The sequence below is a fragment of the Pseudacidovorax sp. 1753 genome (genome assembly GCF_040544975.1).
In the GTDB taxonomy this organism is placed as follows: Bacteria; Pseudomonadota; Gammaproteobacteria; order Burkholderiales; family Burkholderiaceae_C; genus Xenophilus.
On sequence record NZ_JBEPKY010000002.1, the window covers coordinates 230906 to 248721 of the forward strand.

The 17816-nt window shown below is 71.2% G+C and carries 12 protein-coding genes; 6 read left to right on the forward strand and 6 right to left on the reverse strand.

What is annotated here, in order from left to right; translation table 11 throughout:
• Positions 1-49: 49 nt before the first annotated feature.
• From ABIC63_RS03485 to ABIC63_RS03510, 6 genes are all read left to right on the forward strand, one after another.
• Positions 50-2500, forward strand: coding sequence for an HAD family hydrolase (locus ABIC63_RS03485; RefSeq protein ID WP_354318686.1), 2451 nt, complete (start codon positions 50-52; stop codon positions 2498-2500).
• Complete coding sequence (locus ABIC63_RS03490; protein ID WP_354318687.1) at positions 2497-5097, forward strand: methyltransferase domain-containing protein; 2601 nt, start codon at positions 2497-2499, stop codon at positions 5095-5097. Before ABIC63_RS03485 ends, ABIC63_RS03490 begins: the two co-directional genes overlap by 4 nt.
• 88 nt (positions 5098-5185) lie before the next feature.
• Positions 5186-6352 (forward strand): EscU/YscU/HrcU family type III secretion system export apparatus switch protein, encoded by a 1167-nt coding sequence (locus ABIC63_RS03495; RefSeq protein ID WP_294369654.1) that lies wholly within the window; start codon positions 5186-5188, stop codon positions 6350-6352.
• A gap of 17 nt (positions 6353-6369) precedes the next feature.
• Positions 6370-8442, forward strand: a complete 2073-nt coding sequence (gene flhA, locus ABIC63_RS03500) for a flagellar biosynthesis protein FlhA (RefSeq protein WP_476345105.1) — start codon at positions 6370-6372, stop codon at positions 8440-8442.
• A gap of 61 nt (positions 8443-8503) precedes the next feature.
• Positions 8504-10018 (forward strand): flagellar biosynthesis GTPase FlhF, encoded by a 1515-nt coding sequence (flhF, locus tag ABIC63_RS03505; protein ID WP_354318688.1) that lies wholly within the window; start codon positions 8504-8506, stop codon positions 10016-10018.
• Positions 10019-10065: 47 nt separating this feature from the next.
• A complete protein-coding gene (locus tag ABIC63_RS03510; protein WP_294369901.1) occupies positions 10066-10785 on the forward strand; it encodes an RNA polymerase sigma factor FliA in 720 nt (239 codons plus the stop codon).
• Positions 10786-10819: 34 nt separating this feature from the next.
• Here ABIC63_RS03510 and ABIC63_RS03515 read toward each other — a convergent pair whose 3' ends face one another.
• The 6 genes from ABIC63_RS03515 to ABIC63_RS03540 all read right to left on the reverse strand — a co-directional run bounded on the left by ABIC63_RS03515 (position 10820) and on the right by ABIC63_RS03540 (position 17749).
• Positions 10820-12028: an NADH:flavin oxidoreductase/NADH oxidase gene (locus ABIC63_RS03515; protein ID WP_354318689.1), complete on the reverse strand. Its 1209-nt coding sequence runs from the start codon at positions 12026-12028 to the stop codon at positions 10820-10822.
• Positions 12025-12984: an MBL fold metallo-hydrolase gene (locus ABIC63_RS03520; protein WP_354318690.1), complete on the reverse strand. Its 960-nt coding sequence runs from the start codon at positions 12982-12984 to the stop codon at positions 12025-12027. The genes ABIC63_RS03515 and ABIC63_RS03520 overlap by 4 nt, the downstream gene beginning before the upstream one ends.
• A gap of 40 nt (positions 12985-13024) precedes the next feature.
• Positions 13025-13735 (reverse strand): ABC transporter ATP-binding protein, encoded by a 711-nt coding sequence (locus tag ABIC63_RS03525; RefSeq protein WP_234192335.1) that lies wholly within the window; start codon positions 13733-13735, stop codon positions 13025-13027.
• A gap of 10 nt (positions 13736-13745) precedes the next feature.
• Positions 13746-15563, reverse strand: a complete 1818-nt coding sequence (locus ABIC63_RS03530; protein WP_354318691.1) for a branched-chain amino acid ABC transporter ATP-binding protein/permease — start codon at positions 15561-15563, stop codon at positions 13746-13748.
• On the reverse strand, positions 15560-16483 hold the full coding sequence (locus tag ABIC63_RS03535) for a branched-chain amino acid ABC transporter permease (protein ID WP_354318692.1): 924 nt from the start codon (positions 16481-16483) through the stop codon (positions 15560-15562). The genes ABIC63_RS03530 and ABIC63_RS03535 overlap by 4 nt, the downstream gene beginning before the upstream one ends.
• A 66-nt stretch (positions 16484-16549) precedes the next feature.
• Positions 16550-17749: an ABC transporter substrate-binding protein gene (locus ABIC63_RS03540; RefSeq protein ID WP_354318693.1), complete on the reverse strand. Its 1200-nt coding sequence runs from the start codon at positions 17747-17749 to the stop codon at positions 16550-16552.
• Positions 17750-17816 lie beyond the last annotated feature (67 nt).

The window sequence follows — 17816 nt, forward strand, 5'->3', positions numbered from 1 at the left end:
CGGATGCCGCCCCTACAGTGGCAAGGCCCCGATTGCGTCGAAAGCGACCATGCCTCCTTCCACCCTCCGGCCCTCCGAGTTGCCCGCACTGCTGGCGCTGCTGCCGCCCGGCGTGCGCACGCTGTCGCTGGACTGCTTCGACACGCTGCTGTGGCGCCGCGTCGCGCAGCCCATCGACGTGTTCCATGCCCTGCAGCAGCGGCCTGCGGCCCAGGCAGCGGGCCTGACGGCCGCCTGGCGCGCCATCAGCGAAACCCAGGCCCGGCGCCGCAAGGAGCTGCGCACCGGCCTGCCCGAGGTGACGATCGACGAGATCTACCGGCAGGCCTTGCCCCAGGCCACGACCGCGCATCGCCAGGCGCTGTGCGACGCCGAGTTCGACTGCGAGGCCGAGGCGGGCTTCATCCATCCACGCACGCTGGCACTGATCCGCGAGGCCAAGGCCCGCGGCCTGCGCGTGATCATCGTGAGCGACACCTACTGGAGCGCCGCCGAGCTGCGCCGCCTGCTGTGCCGGGTGATGGACGACCCCGACTGCGCGGGCATCGACGCCATCCACTGCTCCAGCGAACTGGGCCGCGGCAAGAGCGCCGGCGGCTGGAAGGAGGTGCTGCGGCGCGAAGGCGGCAACCCCGCCCATCTCTTCCATGTGGGCGACCATCCGGTGGCCGATGCCGAGGCCGCACGCCAGGCCGGCATCGGCGCGGCCCAGTTGCTGCCGCTCGACGAGACCACCACGGCCCAGGCGGGCGACCGCCTGCAGGCCGCGCTGCAGCTGATGCCGCAGCTGCGTGCGGAACGCCCCGTGCCCAGCCTCTTCCACGGCGTCCTCTCGCTGGGGGACGAGCAGGCGGCCACGGTGGCCGATCGCATCGGCCATGGCGCCGTCGGACCGATCCTCGCGGCCTTCGCCGAATTCATCCTCCAGCAGCAACAGGCCCTGGCCGCACGCGGGCCGCAGGTGCGCACGGCCTTCCTGATGCGCGACGGGCACCTGCCGCAGCGGGCCTGCGAGGCCCTGGCGCCGGGCGTGCTGGACGCCAGTGCGCTGCACATCTCGCGCTTCGCGGCCATCGCCGCCTCGCTGCGCACGCAGGACGACGTGCTGGGCGTGCTGGCCAGTTCGCTCAGCGTGCACACGCTGGACATCCTCGCGCGCCAGCTGCTGCTGCCGCCCGACATGGCGCGCCAGCTGGTGGCCCAGGCCAGGCGGCAGCCAGACCCGGCCCGCGCCTTCGCCAATGCCGTGCAGCAGCCGGCCGTGTTGCGCACCATCTTTGCGCAATCGCAGACCTACGGCCGCCGGCTCGTCGCCCATGTCCGCAGCCGCACCGGCGTGCAACCGGGCGAGCGGCTGATGCTGGTGGACCTGGGCTATGCGGGCACGGTGCAGACCGCGCTGGCGCCCGTGCTGAAGGAAGCCCTGGGCGTGGAGCTCTTCGGTGCCTACCTGCTCGCACGCAATGCCACGCTGCATGGATCGGACCGCCGCGCCCTCATCGATGCGCACTGGGCGGACGAACGGCTGGTGGTCGCGCTCACCACGTTCATCGGCATCTTCGAGAAGATCTGCGCCCTGACGGCCCCCAGCACGGAGGACTACGACGACGACGGCACGCCGCGGGCGGCGGCCGGGGCGCGCCCGCGGGTGGCATCGCCGCAGGTCGAGGCGATGCAGGCGGCCTGCCTGCGCTTCGTCGCACAGTGGCGCGATTGGCCTGCAGCCTGCCGCGGCCCGGCGGACCTGGTGGAGCTGGGCATCAATGCCGCAGCCGACCTGGGGCGGCTCGTCTACTTTCCCTCGCCCGAAGAGACCGAATGCCTGGCCGGCCTGCAGTTCGACATGAACCTCGGCTCGTCGCTCGCCCATCCGGTGATCGACCTGGCGGCGGCAGCGCAGGAGTTCCGCCGGGAGGGCTTCGCCATGCTGACGCACGACTTCCGCGATCTCCGCGTGGGGCATCCCGCCGAATTGCGGCACCTGGATGCGGGACTGTCCAACCTGCTGCTCGACGCCGTGCGCTTCGGCTTTGCGCTGGACGCCGGCCGCGGTGGCCAGCGTCGGCAGCAACTGGCCGTCCTGCTGGCCAACCGCACGCAGCATGCCCTGCAGGAAGTGACCGCCATCGCCACCCATGACGGCTACCACCAGCTGGTGCTGCCCCTCAGTGCCAGCTTCGACATGAGCGTGCTCTGGGGCCGCCATCTGCGCTGCATCCAGCTCGACGCCATCCAGCGCCTGACCCTCGGCACCCTGCAGGATGCGCCGGTCGACTTGCAGCTGGGCCGCGATGTGCTGCTGGACCAGGCCGCCTTCGACGACGACGGCCTGCTGCGCCTGGAACCGGGCGGAATGATGTACGTCCCCGCCGCCCGCGCCCCCGTGGTACCGGGCACCGTGCTGCGCATCGTCTACCGACCCCTCGTCGAGCGCGGCACCGTGCCGGCCGCCCATCCCTCCCCCGCGGCCGATGCCGCGGCACCGGAGCTCGTTTCGTGAACGCCCCGCTCGCCGCCTTGCCCGCGCCCTTGTTCGCCCGGCGCGCCGCGCAGCTCTGCCTGGGCCCGACCGCGCCGCTGTGCCTCGGCAGCTCGGCCGAACTGCTCGCCGAGCTGCTGGGCCCTGCCGATGCCGGCGCCCCGCGGCTCGTGGGCGCCGACGCTGCGATGGACGTGCAGGCAATTCGCAGTGCACTGGGTGAATGGCCGCGCGCGCGCGGCGCTAGCACCCCTGGCATCGCCTGGGCACTGCGCTGGGCGGACGCGGACGGCCCCGGCCTGCGGGCCCAGCTCGATGCACTGCGCGCCGCGGGCGCGCAGGATCTGCTGGCCCTCGTGGCCGAACCGCCCGCCGGACTGCCGGCCGCCGCCGCCCGCGCGCACATCGAGCGCCAGGCCTTCGCCGCGGGCTTCCGCAAGCATCCGGCCTACCACCTGTGCCTGCCCTACGAGGCACTGGACGCCGACGCGTGGCCGCTCGTCGTGCCGCTGCAGCGCATTCCCGATGCGGCCTTGGCGGCGTATCCGCAGGACCAGCTGCTGGCCGAGCGCGACCTGCACATGGACATGCTGCGCGAGACCGGCGAGCGCGCCGATGCCCACCTCATCCGCTACCAGTGGGCCGCCAGCCTGGCCCGTGCCGGCGACCGCGTGCTCGATGCCGCCTGCGGCCTGGGCTATGGCAGCTACATCCTGGCCCGGCACAGCACCTGCGCCAGCGTCACCGGCATCGACGGCAGCGCCTATGCCATCGACTATGCGCGGCAGAACTTCGCCACGCAGGACCAGCGCCTGGCCTTCCACGCCGGCTACCTGCCGCGCGACCTGGCGCAACTGCCCGACGCCAGCTTCGAGCTCATCGTGTCCTTCGAGACCCTGGAGCATGTGGAGGAGCCGCAGCAGACGCTGGCCGCCTTCGAGCGCCTGCTGGCGCCGGGCGGCCGCATCGTGGTCAGCGTGCCCAACGACTGGAGCGACGAGACCGGCGAAGACCCCAACCCGCACCACCTGCATGTCTACACCCTGGACCGGCTGCGGCGCGAGTTCTCGACGCATTTCGTGCGCGACCGGCTGGTGCAGCAGATCGCCAGCGGCTGCAAGTCCGGCCTCAACGGGGGCCAGTGGATGCGCATGCCGCGCACCTGGCGCGAACTGCCGGCCGAGACGCGCATGCCACCGGACAGCGAATGGTGGATCATGGGTGGCCACAAGCCGGCACTGCAGCCGGCGGTCGACCTGTCGCACATCAGCTATGCCACGGCCCAGCGTCCCTGGCGGCGCGTGGCCGGCGCGGCCCAGGCCCCCATCGCCCGCGGCTTGGTGCTGGCCATGCACTGCGTGCCTGCCAGCGTGGACCCGCGCATCGAAGCCTTCTGGCTGGCGCTGGCAGAGCAGTTGGCCAGCCAGGGCCTGCGCCTCGTGCTCCTGGCCACCACGGCCATCGAGACGCCAGGGCTGGACGCCCTGCCCATCCCCTTCGCGCTCATCGACTTCGCCCGCTGGCGCGGCCAGCCCTCTCAGGGCATCGCCATCGAAGAGCAGGACATCCTCGACACCGTGGCCTGGTACCGCTGCAGCTATGCCGAGGCCGAAGACGCGCAGCGCGTGGCCCATGAGTTCCTGGGCGATGTGCTGGACCAGCTGCGGCCCTGCGCCGTGCTGGGCTGGCAGAGCCTGAACCCGGTGACGCGCCGCCTGCGCCACCTGAGCCGTGCGCGCGACATCCCCTTCTGGTCGGTGGAGCGCGGTTGGCTCAAGTACACGCTCATGGTCGACACGGGCGAAAACAACGGCCTGAGCGAGCAGACCACCAGCCTGGCGCTGGGCCGTGCCGTCGCCACCTGCGCCGAAGAGCCAGGCCAGGTTGCCGCACTGGTCGAGCGCACGCGGGCCATCGACTCGCCCGACCGCTACGACGCGCCCGCCGAACTCGACCGGGCGGCCGCAAGAAGCGCCTGGGGCATCGGCGACGAGGACTGGGTGCTCGCCTTCTTCACGCACGGCGAGCCCAGCCTGCACGGCCGTGACCAGGACTGCCTGGCCGACCTGCACGATTGCAGCCACGCCAGCCTGCAGGCGCGCGTGGACGCCCTGTGCGAACGCGTGATGGCCGACGGTCACTGGCTGCTGGTGCAGGAGCATCCCTTCAACCTCGCCGCCGGACGCGTGCTGGCCTTGCCGGCCCATCCGCGCATCCTGCGCGTGCAGCAGAGCACGGCCACCGTATTCGGTGCGGCTGACGCCCTGCTCTTCACGCTCAGCACGCTGCAGTTCGACGCCGTCTTCACCGGCAAGCCCGTCGGCCTGCTGGCGCGCAGCCTGCTCGCCCCGGTGGAGGGCATGCCCTGGATGCGCGAGGCCGCACAGGCCCAGGACTTCCTGGGCCTGCTGCGCGACACCGCGGCCTGGCCGGCCACGCAACAGCGGCTGCTGCAGCGCCTGGCGCACTGGCAGGCGCAGGCGCTGCTCGATCTCCATGGCGACGCGCTGGCACCCGCGGCCGGCCGCCTTGCGGCGCACCTGTCGCAGTTCGAACGGCCGCTGGACGGCGGCTTCGACCAGCGCGTGGACCGGCTGCTCCAGCGCTGGGGCGGCTGAATAAGGGGCACGGGCCGCCCCTTATCCGGCTTTTGAAACATCACCCGCTGCCGAGAATGCCCCGAACCGCCCACCGCCGTTCGCGCCCATGTCATCCAGCAGCCAGGACAAGAAGCTCCCCGCCACGCAGCGGCGCCTGGACCAGGCCCGCCGCGACGGGCAGGTGCCCCGCTCGCGCGACCTGACCCACCTGGCCGTGGTGGGCACCGGCGCGGTGGCGCTGCTGCTGCTGGCCCCCACCGCCTTCGGTGCGCTGCGCGACGCGCTGGCCGCGGCCCTGCATTTCAATGCCGCCGATGCCATGCGCCCCGCCGCCATGGGCGAGCGGCTGACGCAGCTGGGCCTGCTCGGCATCGCGGCCTGCGTGGGCTTTGCCGCCATCGTCATCGCGGCCTCGGTGATCGCCACGCTGGCCACCGGCGGCTGGGTGATGAGCGCCAAGGCCATCACGCCGGACCTCGATCGGCTCAACCCCTTCTCCGGCCTCGGCCGCCTCTTCAGCAAGCAGCAGGCGAGCACCGTGCTCAAGCTGGTGCTACTGTCGGCCATCCTGGCCTGCGTGGGCTTCGTGTACGTGCGCGGGTCCATGGACGCGCTGGCGCGCATGGTGCTGATGCCCGCCCCCGGTGCCCTGCCCTACTTCGCCGACTGGCTGGTGCAGGGCACCGCGCTGGCGATGCTGGTGCTGGTGGCCGCCGCCGTCGCCGACGTGCCGCTGCAGGGCTGGCTGCACCGCTCACGCCTGCGCATGTCGCACGAGGAGGTGAAGCAGGAGCACAAGGAGACCGACGGCAACCCGCACGTCAAGGGCCAGCAGCGCAAGGCCGCGCGCGCGATCCTCCAGCGCGCCAGCATCACGGCGGTGCCGCGCGCCGACTTCGTGGTGATGAACCCGACCCACTTCGCCGTGGCCTTGCGCTACGACGAGACCAACATGGCCGCGCCGCACGTGATCTCCAAGGGCTCAGACCTGCTGGCCATGAAGATCCGCGACATCGCCAAGTCGCACGACATCCCGGTCATCCAGTCGCCGATGCTGGCCCGCGCGCTGTATGCCCATGCCGAGATCGACCAGCCCATCCCCAGCCAGCTCTTCACCGCCGTGGCGCAGATCCTCGCCTATGTGTACCGCCTGAAGGCCGCCATCGCCGGCCGTGGCGCCTGGCCGCAGACCGTGCCCGAACCGGTGGTGCCGGCCGAGCTCGATCCGCTCAACGACCCCAAGGCCCTTGCCGACCTGGAGGATGAGGCATGAACGCCCTCCAGCGCACCATGCAGGGCCTGTTCGGCGACGGCCCCGACTCCGCCGGCCTGCAGCGACTGGCCGCGCCGCTGCTGGTCATCGCCATCCTGGCGCTGATGGTGCTGCCCATTCCGGCGTGGATGCTGGACGGCTTCTTCACCCTCAACATCGCCGCCGCCCTGATGGTGATGATGGTGGCGGCCTATATGACGAAGCCGCTGGACTTCGCCGCCTTCCCCACGGTGCTGCTGCTGACCACGCTGATGCGCCTGTCGCTCAACGTGGCTTCCACCCGCGTGGTACTGCTCGAAGGCCACACCGGCCCGGGCGCGGCCGGCGCGGTGATCGAGGCCTTCGGCCACTTCCTGATCGGCGGCAACTTCGCGGTCGGCCTGATCGTGTTCGCCATCCTGGTGGTCATCAACTTCGTGGTGGTGACCAAGGGCGCGGAACGGATCGCCGAGGTGTCGGCCCGCTTCACGCTGGACGCCATGCCCGGCAAGCAGATGGCGGTGGATGCCGACCTCAATGCCGGCACGATCAACGAGAAGGAGGCCCGCCGCCGCCGCGCCGAAGTGGCGGAAGAGGCCAACTTCTTCGGCGCCATGGACGGCGCCTCCAAGTTCGTGCGCGGCGACGCGATGGCCGGCATCCTGATCCTGGTCATCAGCGTCGTGGGCGGCTTCACCGTCGGCGTGCTTCAGCACGGCATGCCGGCCGGCGAGGCGGCCAACAGCTATGTGCTGCTGGCCGTGGGCGACGCGCTGGTGGCGCAGATCCCGGGGCTCCTGATCTCGGTGGCCGCGGCCATGGTGGTCTCGCGCGTGGGCAAGGAAGACGACGTGGGCCGGCAGATCGTGCAGCAGGTCTTCACCTCGCCGCGCGCGCTGGGCCTGACGGCCGCCATCCTGCTGCTGCTGGGCAGCGTGCCCGGCATGCCGCATGTGGTGTTCCTGAGCATGGCCGCGCTGCTGGGCTGGGGCGCATGGACGATGGCGCGCCGCCGCCGCATCGAGGCCGAGACGCCCAAGCCCAGCGAGCCACCGCCCGAGGCCGACGCCACCTGGGCCGACCTGCAGCCGGTGTCGCTGCTGGGCCTGGAGCTGGGCTACCGCCTGATCACGCTGGTCGACAAGAACCGCCAGGGCGACCTGCTCACCCGCATCAAGGGCGTGCGCCGCAAGTTCGCGCAGGAGGTGGGCTTCCTGCCGCCGGCCGTGCATGTGCGCGACAACCTGGAGCTCAAGCCCAGCGCCTACCGCGTGACGCTGCGCGGCGTGGTGGTGGCCGAGGGCGAGGCCTTCCCGGGCATGTTCCTGGCCATCAACCCCGGCGGCATCGGCACGCCGCTGATCGGCACCGCCACCACCGACCCGGCCTTCGGCCTGCCCGCCACCTGGATCGAGGCGCGTTACCGCGACAGCGCACAAATGGCGGGTTTCACGGTCGTTGATCCAGAGACCGTGATGGCCACCCATCTGTCACATTTGATGCAGACCCAGGCAGGACGCCTGCTCAGCCGATCCGAAACACAGCAACTCGTGGAACACGTCAGCCAGTACAGCCCCAAGCTGATCGAGGAAGTGGTGCCCAAGCTCATCCCGATCGCCACCTTCCAGAAGGTGCTCCAGCTGCTGCTGGAGGAAGGCGTGCACATCCGCGACATCCGCACCATCGTCGAGACCCTGGCCGAGCATGCGGCCGTGGTGACCGATGCCGTGGAGCTGGCCCGCCGCGTGCGCGTGGCGCTGGCACCGGCCATCGTGCAGCAGATCTACGGCCCGGTGAAGGAGCTGGACGTGATCGCCATCGAGCCCGGCTTCGAGCGCCTGCTGATGCAGGCCCTGGGCAACGCACAGGGCCCGGCACTGGACCCCGGCGTGGCCGACACCTTCACCCGCAGCGCGGCCGACATCGCCAACCGGCAGGAAGAGCGCGGCGTGCCCGCCTGCCTGCTGGTGCCCGACGCCATCCGCGGCGCCATCGCCCGCCTGGTACGCCGCACGGCGCCTCGGCTGGCGGTGCTCTCGCACAGCGAGATCCCCGAGACCCACACCATCCGCATCGGGCCCATCCTGCGCGGTGGCGGCGCGGCCGCCTGACGCGCGCCGTGCCCCCCGCATCGCCCCCATCGTCCGCCTTCAGCCGCTGCCCGCCTGAATCATGAACATCCAACGCTTTCTGGCCCCGACCGCACGCGAAGCCATGGCCATGGCCCGGGCTGCCTTCGGCGACGACGCGCTCATCCTGTCGAACAAGCAGACCGAGCAGGGCGTGGAGGTGATGGCCGCGTCCGAGGAGTCTCTGGCCGGCCTGCAGGAGGCCGCCTCCGCGCGTCCTGCGACGGCGTCCGCGCCGGCCGCCCCGGTGACGCCTGCTGCAGCGGCCGTCGTGCCCCCACGCACGCCCAACCTCGCGGAGACCTCGGTCGAGGAAGACGCCAACCGCCTGGCGATGAGCACCCTCTCCTTCCAGGACTTCGTGCGCGAACGCATGCTGCGCAAGCAACTGGGCGACGCGGCCGCATCGACTGCCGCCGCCCTGCCCGCCGGCCCGGCCGCGGTGGCCGCGCCCAGCCAGGCCGCCGTCGCGCGTGGGGCAGCTCCCGTGGCCGCGATGCCCTGGAACCCCGCCGCCGCACAGCGACCCGCGCCGCTGACCGGCATGCCCTTGTCCGCGCAGCGCCCGGCTGTTGCTGCCGCCGCCGAACCCGCGCCGGCCGGGGCGATGGTTCCCGCCCAGGCCCTCTCCGAGGTGATGGCCGAACTGCGCGCCCTGCGCCAGATGGTCGAGACCCGCTTCGAGGCGCTCTCCTGGCTGGGCCGCGCGCGCCAGGACCCGGCGCTGGCCGATCTGATGCTGCGCCTGGTGCGCGCGGGCTTCTCGGCACCGCTGGTGCGCGCCGTGCTGCAACCCATTGCTGCCGGCACCGACGCCGCCGCGGCTGAGGCCCATGTGCTGGCCACCTTCACGCGCCTGCTGGCCATCGACGAGCAGGCCGTGCCGCTGGAGGACGAAGGCGGCATCCTGGCGCTGGTGGGCGCGACCGGCGTGGGCAAGACCACCGCCATCGCCAAGCTCGCCACACTGTGCGCGCGCAACCATGGCGCCGCCAGCGTGGGCCTGATCACGCTCGACACCCAGCGCGCTGGCGCCCATGAGCAACTGCGCGCCTTCGGCCGCAGCATCGACGTGGTGGCCCACCAGGCCCATGACACCGCCGCGCTGCAGGAGCTGCTGGCCCTGCTGGCGCACAAGCGGATGGTGCTGATCGACACCGCGGGCCATGCCTCGCACGATCCGCGCCGCCAGCAGCAGATGGCGCAACTGGACCTGCCCGGCGTGAAGCCGCTGGTCGTGCTCAATGCCGGCGCCCAGGGCGACGCACTGGACGAAGTGGCCCAGGCCTTCCGCGAAGATGGCGCGCGCCACGCGCTGCTCACCAAGGTCGACGAGGCGGTCAAGCTCGGCCCCGCGCTGGACGTGCTGATGCGCCATGGCCTGCAGTTGCGCGGCCTGGGCTGCGGCCAGGTGGTGCCGGACGACTGGCGCATGCCGCGCACGGCCGAACTGCTGCGCGAGACCTTCAACGCCCCGTTGCGTGGTGCCTTCGAGCCCCGATGCGTGGACGACCTCGACCTTCTGCTTTCCCCGGCACAATGCAGCACTCGGCGCTGAACCACGGGGACAGACCCGCCATGCTCGCCGCCGCCGCTCTCCAGAAGATGTACACCGCCAAGGGCCGCCTCGACCGCGACGCATTGATCCGCCAGTATGTGCCGCTGGTGCAGCGCCTCGCCCACCACATGGTGGCCAAGCTGCCGCCCAACGTCGAGGTGGACGACCTGATCCAGGTCGGCATGATCGGGCTGGTCGACGCCCTCTCGCGCTTCGACGCCACGCAGGGCGTGCAGTTCGAGACCTTCGCCACGCAGCGCATCCGCGGCGCCATGCTCGACGAACTGCGCGATGGCGACTGGATGTCGCGCGGCTCCCGCAAGAGCCAGAAGCAGATCGAGCAGGCCGTGGTGCGGCTGGAGCACAAGCTGGGCCGCGCCCCGCACGAATCCGAGATCGCCGCCGAGCTGAACATGCCGCTGGCCGAATACCAGTCGCTGCTGGGCCGCGTGCGCGGCACCCAGCTGCTGTACCTGGAGGACATGGGCGGCGAGGGCCGCGACGACGAGGAGGCCTTCCTCGAACGCCATGTGGCCGACAACGAGGCCGACCCCATGAGCGTGCTCAAGGACCAGCGCCTGCGCAGCGCGCTGGTCGCGGCCATCGAGTCGCTGCCCGAGCGCGAGCGCTACATCATGGGCATGTACTACGAGCACGACATGAACCTCAAGGAGATCGCGGCCGTGCTCAGCATCACCGAATCGCGGGTGTGCCAGCTTCATAGTCAAGCCGTCGCGCGGTTGCGCGCCAAGATGCGCGGGCACTGACGACGCGAGCGCCTGAAGAGCGCCGCGTGGCCTCTCAGCCAGCGTGCTGAGATCCGGCAGCTTCCTCGGATCGCGCGCGCGCCAACGCTGGCGCGCGCTTGGCCAACCAGACGCCGTGCCGCACCGGCCAGCGCCGGAACTGCGGATCGGCCCCCAGGGCCTGGGCCGCGTGGTGGGCCCAGTACGGGTCCCACAGCGCCTCGCGGCCGAGCGCGACCAGGTCGGCCTGGCCGTCGCGCAGCACCGCCTCCGCCTGCTGTGCGTCCACGATCATGCCCACGGCCTGCGTCCTCACACCGGCAGCCTCGCGGATGCGTGCGGCGAAGGGCACCTGGAAGCCCAGCCCACGCGGCACGGGCAGCGCCTTCGTCTCTTCGGTGAGGCCACCCGAGGAGCAGTCGATCACGTCCACGCCACGCTCGGCCAGGGCGCGGGCGAGCAGGACCGAGTCCTCCAGCCCCCAGCCACCCACGCTGCCATCGACCGCCGACAGGCGGCAGAACAGCGGCTTGGCGGCGGGCCACACGGCGCGCACCCGCGCGGCGATGTCCAGGGCCAGCTTCATGCGCCCCTGCAGGCCGCCGCCCCAGGCGTCCTGCCGCTGGTTGGCGTGGGGCGAGAGGAAGGCGGCGACCAGGTAGCCATGGCCGAAGTGCAGTTCCACCACGTCGAAGCCCGCGCGGTCGGCGCGCACGGCGGCCTGCACGAAGGCCTCGACCACCGCCTCGATCTGTGCCTCGTCCATGGCCTCGGGCGCCGACCAGCCCGGTCCCGCCGGCAAGGCGCTCGGGCCCAGACGGGTCCAGGGCAGACGGTCGGCCTGCATCTGCGCATCGCCGAGCGCGGCGCCACCCTCCCACAGCGGCTGGCTGCCGGCCTTGCGGCCGGCATGGGCCAGCTGCACGCCGATGGCTGCGCCGTTGTCGTGCACGAAATCCACCACGGCCTGGAGGGGCGCGATCTGGCTGTCGGACCACAGCCCCAGGTCGGCCGTGCCGATGCGCCCGCGCGGGTCCACCGCCGTGCTCTCGGTCAGGATGAGGCCGGCACCGCCCAGCGCGAACTTGCCCAGGTGCACCAGATGCCAGGCCCCGGCCTGCCCGTCCTGGGCGGCGTGCTGGCACATGGGCGAGATCACCACCCGGTTGGCCAGGGTGAGGCCGCGCAGCTGGAGGGGCTGAAAGAGCCGAGGCCCCGACGCGTCCGGCGTCCCGGCACCAGCGTCCATGGTGGCGCCGCTCAACCTTCCAGCGCCTTCCACATCTCGAGGTCGCGCTCGGCGGTCCAGATGCGCGGGTCGGCGTACTGCGTGGCCTCGTCGTAGCAGCGGGTCACGTCGAAGGGCATGCAGTGGTCGAAGATCACCCAGTGCCCGTACTTGGGCTTGAGCGCGGCATAGGTGGCGCGGTAGACGGCATTCAGGTCCTGCCCCGCCGCCACGCCGGCCTGCACGCTGGCGTACACGTCGGCGATGAACTGCCGCGTCTCGGCCAGGCCCTGGGCCACTTCCTGCGGCGTGGTGAGCGCGGCGCCACGGCCCGGCACCAGCACCTGGGGCTTCAGTGCCTCCACGCGGCGCAGGGTCTCGGGCCAGTCCTTGAAATAGGCGTCGCCCGCATAGGGCGTGGCGCCGAACTCGACCAGGTCGCCCGACAGCAGCGCCCCCTCGCTCGGCAGCCAGGCGACGGTGTCGCCCTTGGTGTGGCCGCGGCCCAGCTGCAGCAGTTGCACCTCCAGCTTGCCCAGCCACAGGGTCATGCGGCCGGTGAAGGTCATCGTGGGCCAGGTCATGCCGGGCGGCACGGTCTCGACGTTGCTGAACAGGCGAGGGAAGCGGCCGATCTCGCTGGCCTTGTCGGCCTCGCCGCGTTCGACGATGAGGTCGTAGGTGTCCTGGCTGGCGATGATCTGCTCGGCCCCGTAGGCACTGGCGCCCAGCACACGCACCGCGTGGTAGTGGGTGAGCAGCACGTAGCGGATGGGCTTGTCGGTGACCTCGCGGATGCGACGGATCACGTCCTGCGCCATCGCGGGCGTGGCCTGGGTGTCGGCCACCAGCACGGCGTCGTCGCCGATGATCACGCCGGTGTTGGGGTCGCCCTCGGCGGTGTAGGCCCAGGCATGTTCGGAGATCTGGGTGAAGCTGATCTTCTTTTCTTCCAGGTCGGCCTGGCTGGCGAATGTCTTGGTGGCGGTCATGGGGGTCCTTGGATGAAGGGGAATGGGACGGGGCGGAAGGTCAGTGCGCGCCCAGGTAGGCGGCCCGCACCTTGGCGTCGCCCAGCAGCGCGCGGCCAGCGCCTTCGAGCGTGATGCGGCCGGTTTCCAGCACGTAGGCGCGGTCGGCCACGCCCAGCGCCTGCCGCGCCATCTGCTCGACCAGCAGGATGGTCAGGCCCGAGCGGCGCAGCTGCCGGATGGCCTCGAAGATGTCCTTGATGATCAGCGGCGCCAGGCCGAGCGAGGGCTCGTCCAGCAGCAGCAGGCGCGGCTCGCTCATCAGTGCGCGGGAGATGGCCAGCATCTGCTGCTCGCCGCCGGACAGCGTGCCCGACAGCTGGTGCTGCCGCTCGGCCAGCCGCGGAAAGCGCTGGAACTCGCGGGCGATGGCAGCCTCGACGGACACCGGGTCCTTGCGCCGGCCATAGGCGCCCAGCATCAGGTTCTCGCGCACCGTCTGGTCGGCGAACACGCCCCGGCCTTCGGGCGACATGGCCACGCCCATGGCCACGCGCCGGTGCGGCGGCACGCGGGCCAGGTCCTCGCCGTCGAGCAGGATTCGACCGCCGGCCACAGGCTCCAGGCCGCAGATGCTCTTGAGCAGCGTGCTCTTGCCCGCGCCGTTGGCACCGATGATGGCCACGACCTCGCCGGCGCGTACCTCCATGCTGACGCCCTTGACGGCCTCGATGGCGCCGTAGGACACCTGGACGGATTCGATCTTCAACATGGCGGGCTCCTCAGGCGGCGCAGCGTTCCGGCGCGGGGACGGGCTCCGGCTGCGCCTCGGGTTCCGGTTCATCGGTGCCGAGGTAGGCCTCGACCACGCGCGGATTGCACTGCACCTCGGCCGGCGTGCCTTCGGCGATCTTGATGCCGTAGTCCAGCACGATGACATGGTCCGACACGGCCATCACCAGGTCCATGTGGTGCTCCACCATCAGGATGCTGACGCCGCAGCGGCCGATGCGCAGCAGCAGCTGGCCCAGCTCGGCGGTCTCCTGCGGGTTGAGGCCCGCGGCCGGCTCGTCGAGCAGCAGCAGCTGCGGCTCGGTGGCCAGCGCCCGCGCCAGCTCGGCGCGCCGCTGCAGGCCGTAGGGCAGGCTGCCGGCCGGCTGGTGGGCCAGGTGGGCCAGGTCCACCAGCGCCAGCAGCTGCAGGGCACGCTCGCGCGTAGCCGTCTCCTCGCGCCGTGCCGCCGGCATGCCCAGGAGCGAGGCGAAGAAGCCGTTGTGCATGCGGCTGTGCCGGCCCAGCATCACGTTGTCGAGCACGGACAGCTCGGAGAACAGCCGCAGGTTCTGGAAGGTGCGGCCCATGCCGAGGCCGCAGATCTCGTGCACCGGGCGGCCCGCGATCTCGCGGCCCAGGAAGCGGATCGATCCGGCGCTGGGCTCTACGACGCCGGTGAGCATGTTGATCATCGTGCTCTTGCCGGCGCCATTGGGCCCAATGAGGGCATGGATGTGACCGCGCTGCAGCCGGAACGACACGTCCTGCGCCGGCTTGACGCCGCCATAGGCCTTGGTCAGCCCGTGCACCACCAGCAGCTCGCCGTCGGCCTGCGGCCCGATGCGTGGAACCGCCGCAGGGCCCGTCGGGGCGGGCGCCTGCGCCGGTGACAGGGCGGCACCGCGGCCGACCTTGCGCCGGAACAGGCCCGTGACCCCGCCCGGCATGGCATAGAGCGCGAACAGCAGCAGGAAGCCGTAGAGGAAATGCTGCGCCGACGGCCAGCGCGACAGCGCGGCATCCACTGCCGTCAGCACCACCGTGCCCACCAGCGGCCCATAGGTGGAGCCCGCCCCGCCGAACAGCACCAGCAGCAGGATGAAGATGGACAGGTGGAAGGTGATGAAGTCGGAGTTGATGTACTGGTTCTGCTGCGCCACGAGCGCACCCGCCACGCCGCAGGTGACCGCGGCCACCACGAAGGCGATCACCTTGGCCCGGTACACCCGCACACCCACCGACGAGGACGCGATCTCGTCCGCCTGCAGCGACAGCAGCGCCCGCCCGAAGCGGCCCGCCAGCAGGTTGCGCAGCAGCAGGTGCGTCAGCGCGCACAGCACCACGCCGAACCACACCCACTGCGCCGAGCTGAGCGGCTGACCGTTCCAGGTGACCGGGCGGATACCGTAGATGCCCTGCGCGCCGCCGAAGACGTCGGTCCACTCCCCCACCAGCTTCTCGACCACGATGCCGAAGGCCAGGGTCACCATCGCCAGGTAGGGGCCCTTGACGCGCAGCGACGGCAGCGCGATCAACACGCCGCACAGGGCCGAGACGGCCGCGGCGGCCAGCAGCGCCAGCCAGGGACTGATCTCGGTGCGGCTGGTGAGCAATGCCACGGCGTAGGCGCCCGCGGCGAACAGTCCAGCCTGGCCCAGCGACTTCTGCCCGGCAAAGCCGACCAGCACGTTCATGCCCGCCGCGCACAGGTAGTAGACGCACATCATGAACACGATGCGCAGGTAGTAGTCGTTGTCGACCAGTGCCGTGGCGCCGATGACGGCGGCGGCCGCCAGCAGCACGCCGACCAAATGCCGGGCGTTCATACCTTCTCCACCACCGGCTTGCCGAACAGGCCCGTGGGCCGGAAAGCCAGCACCAGGATGACCAGCGCGAACACCGCCACCTCGCGCCACTGCGCCTGCCACAGGTTGACCAGCGACTCCAGCACGCCCAGCGCAAAGCCGCCGATGACGCAGCCGCGCGGATTGCCCAGGCCGCCGATCATGGCGCCCGAAAAGCCCTTGAGTCCCACCGTCAGGCCCATGAAGAGCGAGGCCTGCGCGATGGGCGCCAGCAGGAAGCCCGACAGGCCCGCCAGCGCCGAGCTGGCGACGAAGGCGCCGATCATCACGGCCTGCGTATTGATGCCCATGAGGCTCGCGACGTTGCCGTTGGCCGCCACCGCGCGCATGGCCTTGCCGATCATGGTGCGGTTCATCACCCAGTCGAAGCCCAGCATCACCACCGCCGCCACGCCCAGCGTGAGCAGCTCCTGCGGGCGCACGCCCACGCCCAGGATGCGGATCACCGAGTCGCCCACCGGGCCCGGCACCACCACCGGCTTGGGCCCCCAGATGGCCAGGCCGATGCTCTGCAGGATGACGCCGAAGCCCAGCGTGCTCATCACCCAGGCCATGCCCGGCCGGCCGGCAAAGGGTCGCACGCCCACCATGTACAGCAGCCACCCCAGCACGCCCATCACACCCAGTGCGCCGGCCAGGGCCAGCAGCTGCGCACTGGCCCCGGGCTGCGCGCTGCCGAAGCTGGTGGAGCTCACCGGCAGCCCCAGCACCAGGAAGAGCGCGCTCATGCCGATGAAGGCGCCGGCGGAGACGAACTCCCCGTGCGAGAAGTTGAGCGTCTTGGTGGTCGTGAAGGTGATGCTGAAGCCCAGCGCCACCAGCGCGTAGGCACCGCCCACGGCCAGGCCGCTGAGAATCGCCTGCAGGAGCGCCTCTGTCATGTCTGCCTCCGAAGAAAGAGCCGGTCCGGCCGTGGCCGGACCGCGATGCCGCCCGACGGCAGCGCCTTACTGCTTGAAGTCCGCCTGGGCCAGGCCGCCGATCACGGGGTCGGTGTAGGGCATCAGCTTGCCGTCCTTCCAGCGGATCCAGACCAGGTCCTTGGCGGTCAGGGCCTCGTGGTTGGTCTTGCTGAAGGGCTTGTCGTAGGTCTTGAGCACGCCTTGAACCGGTGCCTTGAGATCCTCCAGCGCGGCGCGCACGGCCGGACCGTCGACGCTGCCGGCCTGCTTCGCCGCCGCGGCATACAGCATGACCGAGTCGTAGCCATGCAGCGCGAAGGAGAAGGAGCCCGGCGCCTTCAGCCGCGCGCCGATGCGGTCGAACAGCTTCTGCTGCACCGGCGTGCGGGTTTCGCTCACCGTGCGCATGAAGATGGGCTTCTCGGCCAGCGCCTTGCCCGCCGCGTCGTAGAAGGTGATGTTGTCAGCCGCCCACGAGGTGAGCACCAGCGGGAAGTAGTCGATCTTCTCCATGCTGCGCACCAGCTGCGCGATGGGCGTGCCCTGGGCCCAGACCACGACGGTGTCCACGCCAGCCGACTTCATCTTGCCCAACTGCGAGGTCATGTCGGTGTCGCCGACGCCGAAGCGCTCGGTGGCCGCGACCTTGATGCCCTGCAGCTTGGCGATCTCCTCCATGTCCTTCAGGCCGCCCTGGCCGTAGCCGGTGGTCTCGGCCATCAGGCCCACCACCCTGGACTTCTCGGCGTTCTTCTTCACATAGGCCATCAGCGCCGCCACCTGCTCGCGGTCCACCATCGAGACGCGGAACATGTAGTTGTCGGCGCCGGGGCTCATGGGCTTGGTGATGTCGGTGCCCGAGCCCACGTTGCCGATCACCGGCACCTTCTTCTGGTTGGCGATGTGCTTCCAGGCCATGGCATTGCCGGAATTGGTGGGGCCGAACACCGCCGCCACCTTCTCGTTGTCGACCAGCTCGCTCATGTTCTGGATGGACTTGGGTGGCGCCGAGGTGTCGTCGCGCGTCACCAGCACCAGCTTGCGGCCGAGCACGCCGCCGGCCGCGTTGATGTCGGCGATGGCCGCCTCCATGCCCAGCACCGCGGCCTGGCCGCTCTGCGCGGAGGGCGAGGCCGAGAGGTCGCCGTTGTAGCCCAGCTTGATGTCCTGCGCGCTGGCGGCCGCGGCAGCGGCGGCCAGGCCGGCGGCGAGCAAGGCCCGCTTGAAGAAGGTCGGAAGGCGCATGTCTGTCTCCTGCTGTGTTGTTCGAAGGGAAAGGGAACCCGGCGTGTTCCCGCGTGATGCCGGTGTG

What these genes read in the sequence shown, in the direction of transcription:
- ABIC63_RS03525 (WP_234192335.1), bottom strand. Translation starts at nt 13,735, where the DNA reads ATGTTGAAGATCGAATCCGTCCAGGTGTCCTACGGCGCCATCGAGGCC.
- flhA (WP_476345105.1), top strand. Translation starts at nt 6,370, where the DNA reads ATGCAGGGCCTGTTCGGCGACGGCCCCGACTCCGCCGGCCTGCAGCGA.
- flhF (WP_354318688.1), top strand. Translation starts at nt 8,504, where the DNA reads ATGAACATCCAACGCTTTCTGGCCCCGACCGCACGCGAAGCCATGGCC.
- ABIC63_RS03530 (WP_354318691.1), bottom strand. Translation starts at nt 15,563, where the DNA reads ATGAACGCCCGGCATTTGGTCGGCGTGCTGCTGGCGGCCGCCGCCGTC.
- ABIC63_RS03535 (WP_354318692.1), bottom strand. Translation starts at nt 16,483, where the DNA reads ATGACAGAGGCGCTCCTGCAGGCGATTCTCAGCGGCCTGGCCGTGGGC.
- ABIC63_RS03520 (WP_354318690.1), bottom strand. Translation starts at nt 12,984, where the DNA reads ATGACCGCCACCAAGACATTCGCCAGCCAGGCCGACCTGGAAGAAAAG.
- ABIC63_RS03540 (WP_354318693.1), bottom strand. Translation starts at nt 17,749, where the DNA reads ATGCGCCTTCCGACCTTCTTCAAGCGGGCCTTGCTCGCCGCCGGCCTG.
- ABIC63_RS03485 (WP_354318686.1), top strand. Translation starts at nt 50, where the DNA reads ATGCCTCCTTCCACCCTCCGGCCCTCCGAGTTGCCCGCACTGCTGGCG.
- ABIC63_RS03510 (WP_294369901.1), top strand. Translation starts at nt 10,066, where the DNA reads ATGTACACCGCCAAGGGCCGCCTCGACCGCGACGCATTGATCCGCCAG.
- ABIC63_RS03495 (WP_294369654.1), top strand. Translation starts at nt 5,186, where the DNA reads ATGTCATCCAGCAGCCAGGACAAGAAGCTCCCCGCCACGCAGCGGCGC.